Genomic DNA, 16,483 nt, shown 5'->3' on the forward strand with positions numbered 1-16,483 from the left:
TTTTTCGAGATTCTCTGCAGAAGGCTTTATTAGCGCCTCACTAACGCTTCTGTTCCTGGCGCAACCACCCACCCTCCACCCGACTGGTCAGCCCCTGTCCCTGCAGCTCCAGCAACAAATGTGTCGTAAGCGCAACGGCTAATCCCGCCTGCGCTGCGACTTCTCCCACCGGCGTTGGCTCCGCAGAATTCAGAGAGTCGTAGACAGCGAGCTCGTTTCGAGAAAGCTTCTGCACCGCCGACTTTTCCCACAACAATTCAAGCTGAGCATCCTCATTCACTGTGCCAACTGACCGATACAGCGACCGCACATTATCGGCACTACACACCAGGACAGCCTCGCCACTGCGGATTAGGTCATGACAGCCAGAGGTAGTTTGCAGCGTCACCGGTCCCGGCACTGCTCCCAAGGGCTTGTTTAGCCTCACTGCCCAGTGCGCTGTGTTGCGCGCCCCTGAACGCCAGCCCGCCTCGACGATTGTGGTTGCTCGCGATAGAGCCGCTACCAGCCGATTCCTAGTCAAAAACCGATGCCGTGCTGGTCGCACCCCCGGTGGATACTCCGTAATCAGCGCACCCCGCTCTGCAATCCGGTCGAAGAGCTCTGCATGCGCCCGCGGATAGTCAACCCCTACACCACCGGCTCCGACCACAACCGTAGTGCCGCCAGCGTCGAGCGCAGCTCGATGCGCCGCGGCATCAATACCCAACGCACCACCACTGATGACACTAACCCCCGCATTCGCGAACTGCCCCGCGAATTGGGCCGCCACCTGTGTCCCGTAGCTGCTGGCCATCCGCGTTCCGACAATCGCCACCGCTTCACTGACCACGTCCCGCAAGTCACGGCCACGCACCCACAGCGCAAGTGGTGGTGCATCGGCGCGGTCACGGACTTCGAGCGTCGTAAAGCAGGACAGCAGCTCCCCCGGCCACTCTGGGTGCCCCGGATAAATAAGACGCCACCCCATCGCTGCCGCCAGCTCCAAATCGTGGCCGCTCTGGTCAACGTCGGCCCGTGCCTGCGTCGTATTGAGCAGACCTTCCGGCAGCCCGGCGCGAGCCTTGATCCTCTCTGCTACCTCTACCGGGCCAAACTCCGTCACGAGCCGCACAATCTGCGGATGCGTCGCCTCTACCACACGATTCAGGTAAGCCCACGCGTGAATTTCGTCCATTTCTCCCCCTTGATAATGGTTCGGTTGTATTAGCCGCCCTCGCGGTCATGCAGCTGGCAGGCACGTTGCACGTGCTCGAAGGTAAACGCGTCTACTCCCCCGAGGTCTGCGAGCGTCCACGCCACTGCGATTACTTTGTCCACTCCCCGCTGGGTAATCTCTCCGTTCCTCAACTGGAAGTCCAATAACGCCATCGCTTCTTCGTCTAAGCCCGCGTGACGACGGAGAAGCGAGCGTGGCACACTCGCGTTGGTGACGGCTGCTTCGTCGGCAAGCCCCAGGGCCTGCCACCTATGGCGGGCACGGTCACGTGCGGCCTGTACCCGATCGCGAACGGCCGCGGAGGGCTCATTGTGTGCTTTGTTTTTAATTCCCAGCTTGGCCCCGGCAGGACTGAGCGTGACGTTGAGATCCATGCGATCGCGAAGCGGGCCCGATAATGCGCGACCATGCTTGGCTCGCTCGGTACTAGAACAGGTGCATTCGCTGGCATACACCGCCCCACACTGACAGGGATTGGTCGCCATGACTAGTTGTGTTCTCGCCGGAAAGGTCACTCGATGGTGCGTGCGCAGGTGGACGACCACCCCGTTTTCCATCGGCATCCGCAACGCATCCAATACCGCCGGGCGCATGAGGGTGATTTCGTCCAAGAAGAGCACCCCATGGTGGGCAAGGCTAATCGCGCCGGGCTTGGGCACAGCACCGCCGCCGACTAGCGCTGCCACAGTCGCGCTGTGATGTGGAGCCACAAACGGCGGATGTTGGACAAGAGTGTCCGCAGTATCGAGCGCTCCGGCCACCGAATGCAGCGCGGTGACCTCCAGCTGCTGCCACTTCTGCAATGGCGGCAGAATTGTGGGCAAGCGCTCAGCGAGCATGGACTTCCCAGTTCCCGGAGAACCCTGCATGAACAGATTGTGCCCACCTGCTGCGGCTACCTCGAGGGCGAAGCGCGCCTCAGGTTGGCCATCGACATCGGCCAGGTCTACCGAGAAGGCTTGTTCGCTGGGGTCGTCGTTAAGCGCGGTCGTCAAACCTGAGCCGGTGAGTACCCAGCCCCATAGCTGTGTGAGGTCGGCTGCGGTGCAGACTGCGATGCCGTCGACGAGCGCGGCCTCGGCGGCGTTGGCGGCGGGGACGACAACCCAACGGGCACCTGCCTCGCGGGCGGCAAGGACCTGCGGCAGCACTCCACGCACCGGGCGAATGGAACCGTCGAGCCCAAGTTCGCCAATGAGAACCGTGTGGCGGAGACGACCTCGGGCCTCCATGTCATCGCTGGTTGCGATAAGGATGGCGCAGACGATGGCGAGGTCAAAGCTAGTGCCGTGCTTGCGGATATGCGCCGGCGACAGACTCACCACGACTTTTGTCTTCGGCCAGGGCAACTGCGAGTTAGCAACCGCCGTGCGCACGCGATGTTTGGCTTCTCCGACGGCGGCATCGCCGAGCCCACCGATATACATTCCTGGCAAGCCACGCCCAACATCGGCTTCCACCTGCACAATAGTTCCTTCAATGCCGCTGAGGCTGACTGCAAGAGCTGTACCGACAGTCATCTAGCAGTCCCACATGATCGCGTCGCTGATTGCGGGAATGTACGTAACTGCAACGACTGGAGGACCGGACGAAGGGCTGGACACTGTGACTTCTGCGCAGTCGATAACTACGGACTCTAACCAGTAGGTAGAACTCTCTGACAGCCATTGTGCCGCTGCCTTGCGCAAATGACGAAGCTTGGCTGCTGTGATGGACTCTCTGCCGTCCCCAAACTGACTACTTCGCGAGCTGCGCCGCGTTTTTACCTCCACAAAATGCAGCCTGCCGTCAACATCTTCAGCAATAAGATCGAGCTCATAGCGCCCCACCCGCTCATTCCGAGCAATAATTTCCCACCCCTGGTCCTCCAACATCTCGGCGACGAAATCTTCCCCAAACGCGCCGAGCTGTCTCGTAGTCAGTTCTTCAAAGCTCTGTGTCATCGCCCTGGTCCCCCTGGTCCCCCGTTGAATTGTGCCTTGGCGGTTTACTGCCTAGACTTTTGCCGCCTTGGCGGTTCGGAAACACTCTTGCACAGCGGGCATGACAAAGGCCCTCCGATAAATGCTCAGAGGGCCCTAACTGTGGATAATTTTTCGACTGTGGATAACTGTTAGCAGCTAGCCATAACAAGTGATGACAGGCGACGATAACCTACGGCAGTCGCAAGTCCGGCTTATCCAGTTCCTCGATATTGACATCCTTGAAAGTGATAACGCGCACGTAGCGGACAAACCGAGCCGGGCGATGGACATCCCACACCCACGCATCCGACATCCGCAGCTCGAAATAGACCTCGTTTTCGCTGTTGTGCGGAATCAGCTCCACAGCATTAGCAAGGTAGAACCTGCGCTCCGTCTCAACAACGTACGAAAACTGACTAACGACATCGCGGAACTCCTTGTACAGGGATAGTTCAACGTCGGCCTCGTAGTTTTCTAGATCTTCTGCGCTCACGACCGCGACGGCTCCTTCGAGTGTTTACATGTTGCTCTTTTTGTACATGTTGGTCTATTCGGGGTGCTCAAGATACTCCGCGTGTGCCAAGCGCACATTGCGGTATGACCACCGATGCTCCGGGGTTGCGCCATGGCGTGAAATCGCTTCCATATGCGATGACGTGCCGTAGCCCTTATGCCCCGCCAGACCATAGTCCGGATACTTCTCCGATAGGTCAACCATAATGCGGTCGCGGGTGACTTTGGCTAAGACACTCGCAGCAGCAATACATCGGCAAGCGGAATCACCACCAATCACGGGCAAATAGGGTGCCGTGAAGCCAGACACCTTGAGTGCGTCGGTAAGCACGTAGCCAGGACGCTGCCCCAACCCGGCTACCGCGCGGCGCATTCCAGTGACATTCGCGTCCTGGATGCCGAATTGGTCGATGTAGGACGCGGGAATCGTCGTCACGCAAAAAGAGGTGGCGAAGCGTTGGATGAGCGGAAAGAGCCGTTCACGTGCGGCCGGCGTGAGCTTTTTAGAATCGGTGAGCTTATCCAGCTCTGCGATAGGGCGTTCTGGAAGGCAGCAGGCGGCGATAACTATCGGGCCTGCACAGGCGCCGCGACCAGCCTCGTCGACCCCGGCTACAGGTCCAAAGCCGCGCTTTGCCAGCGCGACCTCTATCGTGCGCGACTGCTTCAGCCTCCGCAGTTTCGGCGCCGGCGGCGTGAGCAGACTGTGCTGACTAGTTGTGCTGGATGTCCGGATCATCGACGCCACCGATGCGGTTAAACGGCAGGATGATTGCCTGCACCTTGCCGACGACGTTATCCAGTGGCACAGTACCCTGCAGCTCGTCGCCCATGTGATAGCGAGAGTCCGCAGAGTTGGTGCGGTTATCACCCATGACCCACAGATGCCCCTCCGGCACTGTTACCGGCCCGAAGTACGGGCCACCACACTGCTCTGAGCCAAGATTATCCACCACCGGCTTGTCTGCTGGAGTTTTAATGAAATCCTGGTCTGTCATCTTGCCGTCAACCATGATGCCGGGATCTCCTGGGCGACACTGCACAGTCTGCCCACCCGTGGCAATCACACGCTTGACCAACGCATTTTCATCAGGGGCGACAAGGCCAATCCAGGAACCAACCGTCTGCAGCGAGTTTGCCACCGGGTTAGTAGAACGCTGTGACACGTAGTTACTATTCCAGGACTCCGGGCCATTAAAGACGACAACATCGCCGGGCTTGGGATCTGAGAACTGGTAGGAAACCTTATCCACCCAAATGCGGTCACCGGTGCACCCGACACATCCGTTGAGCGTCGGCTGCATCGACTCGGATGGGATCACGTAGACACGGCCGATAAAGGACTGCACACCAGCACTGATGAGCAGGGCAATCACGATAATGATTGGAATCTCGATGTACCACGGAGTGTGCTTTTCAGGCTCCTCGTCAAGTTTCCGGAAGCCTTTCAAGCCTTCAGTACGGTCTTCTTTTTGGCCGTCAGTCTGTTCGCGAGAATCGTCGTCGGTCATGGGAAAAGACTATACGCGATAGAAAAATCCCCACCGAGCTCAACACTCGATGGGGATTATTTTGCGCCAAAAGACTAGCGGCGCTCCTTGATGCGTGCAGCCTTACCGCGCAGGTTGCGCAGGTAGTACAGCTTCGCACGGCGAACGTCGCCCTTGAAGACAACGCGAATCTCGTCGATGTTCGGGGAGTGCACCGGGAAGGTACGCTCAACAGCGATACCGAAGGATACCTTGCGGACGGTGAAGGTCTCGCGGACGCCGCCGCCCTGACGACGGATAACGACGCCCTTGAAGACCTGAATACGCTCGGTCTTACCCTCGACAATCTTTACGTCGACCTCGACGGTGTCACCAGCGCGGAACTCCGGAATGTCGTCGCGCAGGTATGCTGCATCAACCTTGTCAAGAATGTTCATGGAAACTTATTCCTTTACTTTTTGCATAGACAGAGGACCCTGGCGGCGCTTTCCCACAGAGGGACGCTCGGCCGGTTCATGCCCGAAACAGGTAAAGCTGCCTATAAAGACAACCTGGAAATTATTACACACCCCCTGGTCAGAAACCAAACTCTTCCATGTTCCGCGGGTCTTGCGGGTCTTGGGGAGCTTCCGAGTCTTGGGGGTCTTGCGGGTTGGGAGTATCGGTGTCTTCTCCCCTGCGCGCTTCCTCGACCAGCTTCCGTGATTGCTCTATCAGCTCCTGGCGATACTCGTTATATTCTGCCAGCGCCTGCGTCATCCGCAGTCCCCGTTTGTCGAAAGTGTAGCGCCCGTGCCCGGCAAGCGGCCCGTCTTCCAGGCTCACCGCCTTTTTGCCCGTGCTTGACGACGTCCACAGTTCCACCCCATCCCGATCACGTGCAACATTCCACAGACCAGCTGTTTTCATGTTGTGGTGCCGGCGGCAGAGGCAGTGGAGGTTCGGCGTTTCTGTTGCCCCGCCCTCCTCTGGGTGCTCTTTGTCGTACGGCTCAATATGGTCAATGTCGCAGAGCTCCGCGGGTACATCACACCCCGGAAAGCGACACGTTCCGTCCCGACCTTTAACGAAGGCCCTCTGACTTTCGGTTGGGGCGTAGCCCTCCGCGGTTTCGTCGGCAAGCATACGAATATGCGTGACCTTATCAATCCACGCCTGCGTAGCTAACTGCGAGATCCAGCCAACGCCGCCAAGCCAGGCGGTGCGGGGGCGCTCCTCTGTGGCAGGACAGTATAGGTTGAGTACGATTTTTGCCTCGGCGGTGCCGCGGATGAGGTGTGTCAAAGCTTCGACTCGAGTGCAGCCAGCTGAGCTAGAGATGGACTCGAGGGTGGTTTTGAATTCGAGAGCGCGGGTCTTTTCCAGCTCCATAAAAACTTCCGCGAAGTTGTCGCTCTCTTCAAAACCGATACTCTCTCCTACTATTTCGCGTTCTCCTGCAGGAAGCAGCGGATCGACATCACCCGGAAGGTTTTTGGGGCGAAGCTGAGGTTCAATTTCTTCGATAACCCGTTGCAGGAATTTATGTAGGCTGCGAACTCCCCGGAGTGCCTCGCCATGCTTTCGGGGAATGACAAAGCGGGCAATTTCTTCTTCAACAGCTGCACGCACCTCTGGGTCGTGGAGCGGCGCTGTCGCGCGAGCAATGGTGATCAAATGCGCAAAGGGCAAATGAGCTCGAGCTTTAATAAAGGCACCCAGCCGAGGCATGCGCGCTAACTGAATGCCGACCTCTACATACTCGAGCGCTTTACCGCGGGAAATACCCAACTCGGGCGCGATTTCAGCAATGTATGCATCCACATCAATCTCAAGCGACTTCGGCGTGCAACCGCAAGCTATACCCAGTTCCAAGCGGTTGCGTTGGATACCCGCCACCGCCAACTGGTTCGTGGATGACTCATGAAAAAACTGCGGCGCTTCAGGCAGCAGAGCCGCTTGGTAAACATCGGACGGTTGTTTGGCCGGACTATCTTTTTCAGACATTGTTCCCCCAAAGCCCCAACCCCGCTCAGTGTCGATAACCAGTGAATACCACTAGCCCAACGCCAAGAAGAGAAGCTCAAGCACTTTGTTCTTGATGACTCCATTCTAGCACACCCGTTCGATTATACAACCCCTTCAGTAAAACTTTTTCGCTTGTCTTTTCGAGTGCGTTATTCAATGTCACGAGGTGCATCTTCTGGCGAAACTCCGCGCACACTAAGACGGCACGCTACAACCGCTCACTACAACGTCACGCTGATACAGCACTCCAATAACGACCGCTGCCGACCGTTGCTACAAAGCCCCCCCCCCAACTGCTAGATTGTCTCCATGCAGCAGATTCCACACTTTGACCCCTGGATTGTTCGAGGAACAATCATCGCCCCGTGCGTTCTGGCCATTGCACAGCTTCTGTGGGTAATTGCCATTTCCGACCGACTACCGGAGCAGTTAGCAACGCATTGGAGTGGTAACGACACTCCCAACGGTTTTATGCCGCCAATTCAAAGCACATTGATTATGGCGATCATCGTCATCGCATGTGCGCAGATCGGTTGGCTCGGTGCAAAGACCAGCACGCCGCTTGTCGTGCGCAAGCCAATTGCAATAACCAACCTCGCCCTCTGCGGCTTCTTAATCGGCATTGAATTCGCGATTATCATCCCGCAGATCGGCACGACGGACCCTACGACCGCCCGAATCGGCTGGATCTATGCAATAGCCGGCGTCATCATCGGCCTAGTAGCTGCCCTGTTCGTGACGCGCCGCCTCAAGGACTACTCCTCGCTTACCGACGCCACGATCACCGAGCCGACATCGCCACAGTTGCCCCATCGAGAAGGAGACCCGACTCCCATCGACGTCAGTGTGACCATCTCTAAAGGCGTCAAGATCGCCCTCGCAGTCTGGTGCGTGGTGTCTGTAGCGCTCGCAGTGTTCCTGCCAAGCCTCGGCATTGTTTTTCTGCTGTGCACGCCGCTATTCCTCATCGCATATGAAACCGGCATGACACTAGACACGGACCCGAAGACAGATTCCATTACCGTTTTTAACGGCTGTGGACCGCTGAAGATGAAACACCCCATTGAGCTTCGAACCATCAAATATGCGAAGCCGGCCACTTATAACTGGGCCGACGGTGGCGGTATTGGGCTTCGACTTGGCAATGATGGCCGCATCACCGTGGCGGCACGGTCAGGCGAGGCAGTCAAGATTGAGACCTCGGGGTCCGATTACACCATCGTCGTACCGGATGGAATGGCTGCGGCTGTCGCGGGTGAGATCAACAGCCGCATCGACGCTATGCGCCAATAGGCTATGCGCTAACAGATCAAGCGCTAAAAGATCAAGCGCTAAAAGCCTGCCCTGCGCAGCGCGTCAGCCATGGAACCGCCGCCTCCACCACGGTTGGCTCCACCGCGCTTCTTATTCTGGGAACCACGCTTTCGGCCGCCTCCACGGCCTTCTCCGCGACCGCCGTCACGCTTTGGCTTGGTATCCGAGGCGTCGTCGTCAAGCCTGAGCGATAGACCGATGCGGTTGCGTTCGACGTCAACGTCGAGAACCTTCACCTTGACCACCTCGCCCGAGCGGACGACCTCGTGTGGGTCGGAGACGAAACCGCGGGCCATGTTGGAGACGTGGACGAGGCCGTCCTGGTGGACTCCGACATCGACGAAGGCACCGAAGGCCGCGACGTTGGTGACGGTGCCCTCGAGAATCATGCCGGGCTGAAGATCGGAGACCTTCTCCACGCCTTCCTTGAAGGTGGCGGTGACGAACTCGGGACGCGGATCGCGGCCGGGCTTGTCCAGCTCGGTTAAGATGTCCTGGACGGTGGGCAGGCCGATGCCGGCGGACTCGTCGACGAAGTCTGCAGCACGCACCTTGGACAAGACGCGGGAGTTGCCGATGAGCTCCTGGACACTAACGCCGGTCGACGCGGCGATGGCATCGACGACGCGGTAGGACTCCGGGTGCACGGCGGAGGCATCCAGCGGGTTGTTAGCGCCGTGGATGCGCAGGAAGCCGGCGCACTGCTCGAAGGCCTTCGGGCCAAGACGCGGAACCTTCAGCAGCTCCTTGCGGGAGGTGAAAGCGCCGTTTTCGTCTCGGTAAGCGACGATGTTGTCCGCAACAGTCGAGGACACGCCCGCAACGCGACCGAGCAGCGGCGCGGAGGCGGTGTTGACCTCGACGCCGACAGCGTTGACGGCATCCTCAACCACGGCATCGAGAGAGTGCTCGAGCTTGGTCTGGGAAACGTCGTGCTGGTACTGGCCGACACCGATGGACTTCGGATCGATTTTGACGAGTTCAGCAAGCGGGTCCTGCAGGCGGCGGGCAATCGATACGGCACCGCGGAGAGATACATCCATGTCCGGGAACTCAGCTGCTGCCAGGGACGATGCGGAGTAGACGGAAGCACCGGCCTCAGAAACCACCACAGGGGTCGGCTTCTTGCCACCGGCCTGAGCTATCAGGTCAGCGATTTCGCGGGCCAGGGTTTCGGTCTCGCGGGAAGCGGTGCCGTTGCCGATGGCCATGAGCTCCACGCGGTGCGTGGCGCAGAGAGTGGCCAGTTGCTCCTTGGCGCCGGACCAGTCATTGCGCGGCTGGTGCGGGTAGACGATGGCAGTGTCGAGCACCTTGCCAGTGGAGTCGACAACGGCGCACTTAACACCATTGCGGTATCCCGGGTCCAGGCCGAGAGTGGCGCGCTGGCCAGCCGGTGCGGCCAGCAGCAGGTCACGCAGGTTACGGGCGAAGACATCCACGGCTTCGGCCTCGGCACGCTCCTTCAGTCGAGTGCGGGCATCGAGGGCAGCGGACACCTCCAACTTGGTGCGCCAACCGAAACGAACGGCCTGGTCAATCCACTTGGAGGCACCGCCGTCGGGAAGCTCAAAGGCCTCACGAATCATGTGTTCGTAGGTCTCATCCTCACCCGCATCGATGTTAAGAGTCAGGATGCCCTCGGCCTCACCGCGAAGCACGGCCAGTACACGGTGGCTAGGCATGGTGTCCAGAGGTTCGTTGTGCTCGAAGTAGTCACGGTACTTCGCACCCGCAGTCTCCTTGCCCTCCACCACGGCAGCGGCGGCGGAACCGGAGGACCACACCTGCTCACGGACAGAGCCAACCAAATCAGCATCGGTAGCGAAGCGATCGACCAAAATGGCACGGGCACCGGTCAGAGCGTCCTTCGCATCCTTGCCAGCTGCCTCGCCGTACTTAGTGGCTAGAGTCTCGGGGTCCGCGGCGGGGTCGGCCAGTAGCTCCTCCACCAGCGGTTCGTACCCGGCCTCACGCGCAATATCGGCCTTGGTCTTGCGCTTCTTCTTGTACGGCAGGTAGAGATCCTCCAGCCGTGCCTTGGTATCGCAGGCGAGGATGGCGGCCTTGAGATCGTCGTTAAGCTTTCCCTGCTCTTCGATAGCGGCGAGAATCGTTTGCTTGCGCTCTTCTAGTTCGCGCAGGTAGACGACGCGTTCCTCGATGAAACGCAGCTGTGTGTCATCGAGTCCGCCGGTTACTTCCTTGCGATAGCGGGCGATGAAAGGCACGGTGTTGCCTTCGTCGAGAAGCTTGATAGCGGCGGCGACGGCACTTTCGGCAACGTCCGCACCAGTGGCGGCGAGTTCTCGGGCAATTACTGATGAAATCACCCGGGCAACTTTACTATCGTGGAAGTACCAATTGGCGAACGCCCCACAGAAGGCTCGCAGTAAACACCGGAAAAGGAGCCCCATGAAGCAGAAACTCTGTGCCGAATACCTGCGCATCTCCGACGAGGAGGCAGCGCGGTTAGTTGAGGTCGCAGCACCTGCGGCAACCAGCGACGGCGGCACGGCGGGGCTTGTTAACGACGGCGCGGAGAAGATTATCCTGCAGCACTTCGTCGACGTTCCGGACGAAGACGCCCTGGACATCGACACGGACTGGGAGTCCCTGCTGCGCACGTTGACCGGCAATCCCATCGACGGCCAAGCACTCGGCGACCCGCTGGCGGAGGCCATCCTCGGCGCCGACCGCGTCTGCCGCAAGCCGCTGTCTGCAGTCATCCGCGCCGATCGCGTCGGCGACGTGCACCAGACGCTGGCAAGCATCGATCTTGCCGCCCGCATCACGGACAATGGTTCGCTTATCGACGAAGCCACTGCGACACAGCGGTACCGCGAACTCGTGGCCTTCTACGAGGAGACTAAGGCAGCGCGTAGCGCCGTGCTCGTGGCCATCTCCTAAGAACTAGCAGCGCAACTGCTAAGCCGATAACTCCGGCGATGAGGCCGCCGATAACATCGGTAAGCCAGTGCGCCCCGACCCACACGCGCGACAGTGCCACAGCGCCGATAAGCGCGATGATGGCCAGGTCGAGCAGCTTGCGGGCTGTGCGGCGCAATACGGGGATGGCAAGCTGCATCGCGGCCATACCGCTGGAAGTAACCGCTGCCACATGTGCAGAAGGAAACGCCGCGTCATGTAGGTTGACCAGCGAGAACTCCTCACCCGGTCGGTCGCGGTCCAAAAACCACTTCATGGCATAAGTCACCGCAATCGACGAACCGAATGACGCCGGCAGTAGCAACGCCCACGCACGGAAGCGGAACCACAGGAGTGCCGCAGCAACAAGCGTGACCGGCGCGATGTAAATCGGCCGGATAATCTCGCTCAAAGCCAGCATCAAACTATCGACGCGGCCATCCCGCGCCCCATGCAGGTCACTGACCCAGCCCGCAAACGACTGATCCACGCTCCCCGCCAGCTGCGTCTGAGTGAACCACGCCAGTGCACCTAGGACAGCTAACCAACCAATGACATGCCGGGGTCGCGCAATTCGAACACGTGCCACTAGCAGTTCTCCTCGGTTACTTCCCCAATGACTCCTTGGATTATTTCCCGGTCACGGGCGCTGAGGTCGACGTCGGCAAGCAAATCGGGACGACGTTCGGCCGTGCGGATGAGTGACTGGTCGCGCCGCCAACGGTCCACCAGCGCGTGATTGCCGCTGAGGAGAACGTCCGGCACTGCCAGTCCACGCCACTCGCGCGGCTTGGTGTAGGACGGCCCTTCGAGCAGACCGTCAGAGAAAGAGTCCTCCTCGTGGCTTTTGCGATTGCCCAACACACCCGGGATCAACCGCACGACGGACTCCGCAATCACCAGCACCGCCACTTCCCCGCCGATCAGCACATAGTCCCCAATAGAGACCTCACGCACGCGGTAACGATTAGCGGCATCATCAATAACTCGCTGGTCAATGCCCTCGTAGCGCCCGCACGCGAACACAATGTGCTCCTCGTGTGAGAACTCCTGCGCCATCTGCTGCGTAAACGGCTCGCCCGCCGGGGTCGGGACGATCAGCAGGGGCTTCGCTGAATCTTCTTCGCTTAACGACGGCACTTCCGCTGCAGCATAGGAAGATTCCTCGGCCAAACCCAATTTCTGATCATGGCGGACATTGTCCAAATGTGGCACCGCGGACGTGAGCGACTGCTCCGCTTTCAGCGCCGCTACCTCGTCGAGGGCGGGACCCCAGACATCCGGCTTCATAACCATGCCGGGGCCACCGCCGTAGGGTGAGTCATCCACGGCCTGGTGTACACCTGGCGCCCAGTCGCGCAGGTTGTGTACGCCGACGCTCAAAATGCCCTGCTCAATTGCCTTGCCCAGCAGCGCATGACGCAGTGGCTCGAGGTACTCCGGGAAGATTGTGACTACATCGAGACGTAAGCTCACAGCTCCAACAGTCCTTCCGGCGGGGTGATGGTGACAGTAGAATTCTCAAGGTCAACTTCCGGAACGATGTCCTCTACCAGAGGGATGAGTACCTCCCGGGCCCCGTCGTCAAGCGTGACTTCAAGGAGACGATGAGCGGGCGCGCGGACGATAGAAGTGACCTCGCCTATATCCGTGCCGTTATGGACTACGCGCAGGCCTTCAAGTTCAAAGTCATAAAAGTCCTCGTCTTCGAAGACGGGCTCGGCATAAAACTTCATACCCCGATGACGCTCGGCCTCATTGCGGCCCGGAATCTCCTCGAAGCGAATCAGCAAACGCCCCTGGTGCGGGCGTGCCGTTTTCACAGTCAGCTGTTCCTCACGGCCGGCCTGTACACCCAACAGCGTGGCCCCGACTGCGAAACGCCCTTCCGGGTCATCCGTTGTCGCATCGACGACGACTTCCCCGCGCACACCGTGGGGCTTGATCACTCGGCCAATAAGCACCATGTCAGCTACCGACACGCGCACACTCCCTCTCTTATAAAGGCTCTGTAAAACACCCCGCGTAAAGCAAAAAGGCGCCACCCAACACTTCGTCTTGAAGTATAAGGTAGCGCCCGGATTAGCTAAGCGGCGTACTCAGCGTCCTTATTACTCGGCGTCCTCGGAAGCCTCGGACTCAGCAGCCTCAGCCTCGGCAGCCTTTGCGGCCTCCTCAGCTTCCTTAGCAGCCTTAGCTGCTTCCTTGGCCTCGCGGCGCTTAGCGGTGATGGCCTCAGCGGACGGGCCATTGTTGGCCTCTTCCAGAGCCTTGTTGAACAGCTCGAGCTTGGTCGGCTTCGGCTCAGCAACCTTCAGAGTGCCCTCTGCACCCTCGAGACCCTTGAACTTCTGCCAGTCGCCGGTGACCTTCAGCAGAGCCAGAACCGGCTCGGTCGGCTGTGCACCGACGCCCAGCCAGTACTGAACGCGCTCGGAGTCAATCTTGATGATCGACGGCTCTTCCTTCGGCTGGTAGATGCCCAGGTTCTCAATGACCGCACCGTTGCGACGGGTACGAGCATCAGCAACGACGACGCGGTACTGAGCAGTACGAATCTTACCCAGGCGCTGCAGCTTAATCTTGACTGCCATGAGGAGTTCCTCTTTCTTCTATGTCACTGGACAATACTTATGCATCCGAGCTCACGAGTAATTACTAACGAAGTACCTCGGACCGGTTTTGCCCTTGGGATATTTACACTGCGCGTGACCACCGGGCGGCCGTGGCCGGATCCGATGAATTCGCAGTCGTGCCTCAGTTGAGGATTCTCATTGAGACAACTCGAGGTATGTTACCAGCAGTTTTTGGAAATTAACAAAACTGCGCACTCGAAACGCTGCATACCCACTAAAGCTGAACGTCGTTGACAGTGCGGTAACGTAACATTCTATGAAAACCACCGGCACCCAATATAGGTATGACTTGGACGGACTACGGGGCATTTCGATTGCCCTCGTAGTCCTTTTCCATGTTTACGTCGGCCGCGTTTCCGGTGGTGTGGACGTATTCCTCTTGCTCTCCGGGTTTTTCTTCTTCGGCGCGCAGTACCGCAATGCCATCAATCCCCGGCAGTCCATCAATCCATGGTGGAGCATCTGGCGCACGCTGCGTCGCCTAATCCCGACACTAGTGCTGGTCCTCTTTGCGACAACCCTGTTTGTCATTTACTTCATTCCATCGCTTCGCACGATCGACATTGCCCAGCAACTCCGCGCCAGCCTGCTCTACTACCAAAATTATGAACTGGTACTCCAGGGCTCGGACTACGCAGCCGCAGAGAGCGAAACCTCCCCACTGCAGCACCTGTGGTCAATGTCGGTACAGGGCCAGTTTTATCTCGGCTCCATTTTGCTCATCTCCCTACTCGCCTGGATGACGCGCTCACCCCAGATTGTCGGCGCGGTTACCTCACCGGTGGAGGCGAAGCGCACCGACGCTACCGGCGGTAAACTCCGCCGAATCCTCACTCCGTTGCTGGCAGTTATCACTCTCGGCTCGATTGCCTATGCCTTCTATATGCACTCCGAGAACCAGGGGTGGAACTACTACTCCACTGTCAGCCGCCTCTGGGAACTCTGCCTCGGCGCACTACTCGGACTGATTCTTGTCCGGGGATCCATCCCCATGCCCAAGCCACTTCGAGTGCTGTTAGCCAGCATCGGCCTCGCACTGGTAGTCTCCACCGGTTTCATCTTCGACGGCGCCGCACAGTTCCCAGGCCCTTGGACCCTATGGCCCCTCGGTGGTGCTGCGCTGATTATTATCGCCGGCCCTGAGGCGGGCTGGATCTCCAAGTTCCTGGCCAGCCGCCCAATGCGCGAAGTAGGCCAGAGCGCCTACGCGCTCTACCTGTGGCACTGGCCTCTTCTCATCCTGGCCATAAACTACCTCAACCGCGATACTCCGGGGCTGAAGCTTGGCACCGCAGTGATCGTCGTTTCCTTTATTTTGGCCAAACTCACCAACAAGTATGTCGAGCTGCCGCTGGCTCAATCGACTCGCCGACCGACCCGGACTCAGCCCGTCGTCGGCGATGCAATCCACGCAATGAAGCATCGTCGCCCGGCTCGTCGTCTAGCGGCAGTCGGCACTGTTGTCGTCATTGCGTTGGTCGGCATGTCCAGCCTTGTCAACGTGCAACAGGTGCGCGTCGATCGCGCCTCCGCCACCAGCCTAGATCCAGAGGTCTATCCAGGTGCACTCGCGCTTACCGACGGGTACGAGGTCCCCAAGGCAGCCACAAAGCCGAATACCGATTTCATCACGGACCTTTGGCCGGAACCTGCCCTCGATGGCTGCCTTGCGACAGGCGGTGAGGACGTCGGATACTTCCCGCCGAATCGCCGTTGGCGCGATGAGACCCAGCCGTGTGTCTACGGTGATCCAGATGCTAGTGACTCGATTGTCATCGTCGGCGGCTCGCACATGGAACATTGGTTTGCCCCGATTGATGCCTACGGCAAAAACAACGGGTACCGAGTGGTGGTTCTTCTCCGACAAGGCTGTCCAGCGACCTTAGAACCGATCCACGGAGTCGGCGATATCTGCGTGGCCTGGACTTTCGAGGCTCTGCAGAAAATTGACGAGATTCAGCCAGAGATGGTTTTCACCACTTCAACCAGACCCCTGTTCCAGGCGGACCCACCGCAGCCCGGCGACTACACACCGGATGGTTACGTTTCGTTTTTCGCTGCTCTACAAGAACGCGGAATTGATTTCTTCGCCATCCGCGATAACCCATGGGCGCTACGGGAGGACTTGGACCAATTCTCCCCCAGCGTATGCGAAGAAGCGGAAGAAGACTGCACTATCCACCGCAAAACTGCCCTAAATGCAGAAAATCCCGCTGAGGAGATTCTTGCGAACTTCCCCAACGGGCACAGTCTAGATTTCTCCGACATCTTCTGCGGTCCGACCACCTGCCGTAAAGTTATTGGCAATATCTACGTCTACCGCGACAGCAATCACATCACCGATGAACTAGCGGCCACTTTCAGTCCTGAAATGGACCGCCAGATTCAGAAGGCTCTGCGGGACTAGCTACT

General features: G+C 59.0%; 16 protein-coding genes. 3 read left to right on the forward strand and 13 right to left on the reverse strand.

Going from position 1 to position 16,483, the window contains the following annotated elements:
- Positions 1 to 40 precede the first annotated feature (40 nt).
- From dprA to HMPREF2681_RS07840, 8 genes are all read right to left on the reverse strand, one after another.
- On the reverse strand, positions 41 to 1,177 hold the full coding sequence (gene dprA, locus HMPREF2681_RS07805) for a DNA-processing protein DprA (RefSeq protein WP_070546677.1): 1,137 nt from the start codon (positions 1,175 to 1,177) through the stop codon (positions 41 to 43).
- 29 nt (positions 1,178 to 1,206) lie between these two features.
- Positions 1,207 to 2,739: a YifB family Mg chelatase-like AAA ATPase gene (locus HMPREF2681_RS07810; RefSeq protein WP_070546679.1), complete on the reverse strand. Its 1,533-nt coding sequence runs from the start codon at positions 2,737 to 2,739 to the stop codon at positions 1,207 to 1,209.
- Positions 2,740 to 3,162 (reverse strand): YraN family protein, encoded by a 423-nt coding sequence (locus tag HMPREF2681_RS07815; protein WP_070546680.1) that lies wholly within the window; start codon positions 3,160 to 3,162, stop codon positions 2,740 to 2,742.
- Between the two features lie 211 nt (positions 3,163 to 3,373).
- Positions 3,374 to 3,676: a DUF2469 domain-containing protein gene (locus HMPREF2681_RS07820; protein ID WP_005509529.1), complete on the reverse strand. Its 303-nt coding sequence runs from the start codon at positions 3,674 to 3,676 to the stop codon at positions 3,374 to 3,376.
- A gap of 54 nt (positions 3,677 to 3,730) precedes the next feature.
- Positions 3,731 to 4,435, reverse strand: coding sequence for a ribonuclease HII (locus tag HMPREF2681_RS07825; RefSeq protein ID WP_224783775.1), 705 nt, complete (start codon positions 4,433 to 4,435; stop codon positions 3,731 to 3,733).
- Positions 4,410 to 5,207 (reverse strand): signal peptidase I, encoded by a 798-nt coding sequence (lepB, locus tag HMPREF2681_RS07830; RefSeq protein ID WP_048735525.1) that lies wholly within the window; start codon positions 5,205 to 5,207, stop codon positions 4,410 to 4,412. The genes HMPREF2681_RS07825 and lepB overlap by 26 nt, the downstream gene beginning before the upstream one ends.
- Before the next feature lie 74 nt (positions 5,208 to 5,281).
- Positions 5,282 to 5,623, reverse strand: coding sequence for a 50S ribosomal protein L19 (rplS, locus tag HMPREF2681_RS07835; RefSeq protein ID WP_048761860.1), 342 nt, complete (start codon positions 5,621 to 5,623; stop codon positions 5,282 to 5,284).
- A gap of 139 nt (positions 5,624 to 5,762) precedes the next feature.
- Positions 5,763 to 7,172, reverse strand: coding sequence for an HNH endonuclease signature motif containing protein (locus HMPREF2681_RS07840; RefSeq protein WP_070546682.1), 1,410 nt, complete (start codon positions 7,170 to 7,172; stop codon positions 5,763 to 5,765).
- A gap of 330 nt (positions 7,173 to 7,502) precedes the next feature.
- Here HMPREF2681_RS07840 and HMPREF2681_RS07845 point away from each other — a divergent pair, with 330 nt between their 5' ends.
- Positions 7,503 to 8,486 carry a DUF1648 domain-containing protein gene (locus tag HMPREF2681_RS07845; RefSeq protein ID WP_070439618.1) on the forward strand — a complete coding sequence of 328 codons (984 nt, stop codon included), beginning with the start codon at positions 7,503 to 7,505 and terminating at the stop codon, positions 8,484 to 8,486.
- A 38-nt stretch (positions 8,487 to 8,524) separates the two neighbouring features.
- Here HMPREF2681_RS07845 and HMPREF2681_RS07850 read toward each other — a convergent pair whose 3' ends face one another.
- Positions 8,525 to 10,840, reverse strand: coding sequence for a Tex family protein (locus HMPREF2681_RS07850; protein ID WP_070546684.1), 2,316 nt, complete (start codon positions 10,838 to 10,840; stop codon positions 8,525 to 8,527).
- 82 nt (positions 10,841 to 10,922) lie between these two features.
- Between HMPREF2681_RS07850 and HMPREF2681_RS07855 the strand changes: the two genes are divergently transcribed.
- Complete coding sequence (locus HMPREF2681_RS07855) at positions 10,923 to 11,417, forward strand: DUF1877 family protein (protein ID WP_016422552.1); 495 nt, start codon at positions 10,923 to 10,925, stop codon at positions 11,415 to 11,417.
- Here HMPREF2681_RS07855 and HMPREF2681_RS07860 read toward each other — a convergent pair.
- The 4 genes from HMPREF2681_RS07860 to rpsP all read right to left on the reverse strand — a co-directional run bounded on the left by HMPREF2681_RS07860 (position 11,377) and on the right by rpsP (position 14,029).
- Positions 11,377 to 12,024 (reverse strand): phosphatase PAP2 family protein, encoded by a 648-nt coding sequence (locus HMPREF2681_RS07860; RefSeq protein ID WP_070546686.1) that lies wholly within the window; start codon positions 12,022 to 12,024, stop codon positions 11,377 to 11,379. The genes HMPREF2681_RS07855 and HMPREF2681_RS07860 overlap by 41 nt on opposite strands.
- Positions 12,024 to 12,911, reverse strand: a complete 888-nt coding sequence (gene trmD / locus HMPREF2681_RS07865; RefSeq protein ID WP_069358773.1) for a tRNA (guanosine(37)-N1)-methyltransferase TrmD — start codon at positions 12,909 to 12,911, stop codon at positions 12,024 to 12,026. The genes HMPREF2681_RS07860 and trmD overlap by 1 nt, the downstream gene beginning before the upstream one ends.
- Positions 12,908 to 13,402 carry a ribosome maturation factor RimM gene (rimM, locus tag HMPREF2681_RS07870; RefSeq protein ID WP_049171609.1) on the reverse strand — a complete coding sequence of 165 codons (495 nt, stop codon included), beginning with the start codon at positions 13,400 to 13,402 and terminating at the stop codon, positions 12,908 to 12,910. The genes trmD and rimM overlap by 4 nt, the downstream gene beginning before the upstream one ends.
- 144 nt (positions 13,403 to 13,546) lie before the next feature.
- Positions 13,547 to 14,029 (reverse strand): 30S ribosomal protein S16, encoded by a 483-nt coding sequence (gene rpsP / locus HMPREF2681_RS07875; RefSeq protein ID WP_038628648.1) that lies wholly within the window; start codon positions 14,027 to 14,029, stop codon positions 13,547 to 13,549.
- Between the two features lie 331 nt (positions 14,030 to 14,360).
- Here rpsP and HMPREF2681_RS07880 point away from each other — a divergent pair, with 331 nt between their 5' ends.
- A complete protein-coding gene (locus tag HMPREF2681_RS07880; RefSeq protein WP_246822712.1) occupies positions 14,361 to 16,478 on the forward strand; it encodes an acyltransferase family protein in 2,118 nt (705 codons plus the stop codon).
- Positions 16,479 to 16,483: the final 5 nt, after the last annotated feature.

Source organism: Corynebacterium sp. HMSC064H12 (genome assembly GCF_001809925.1).
Lineage (GTDB): Bacteria > Actinomycetota > Actinomycetes > Mycobacteriales > Mycobacteriaceae > Corynebacterium > Corynebacterium jeikeium_D.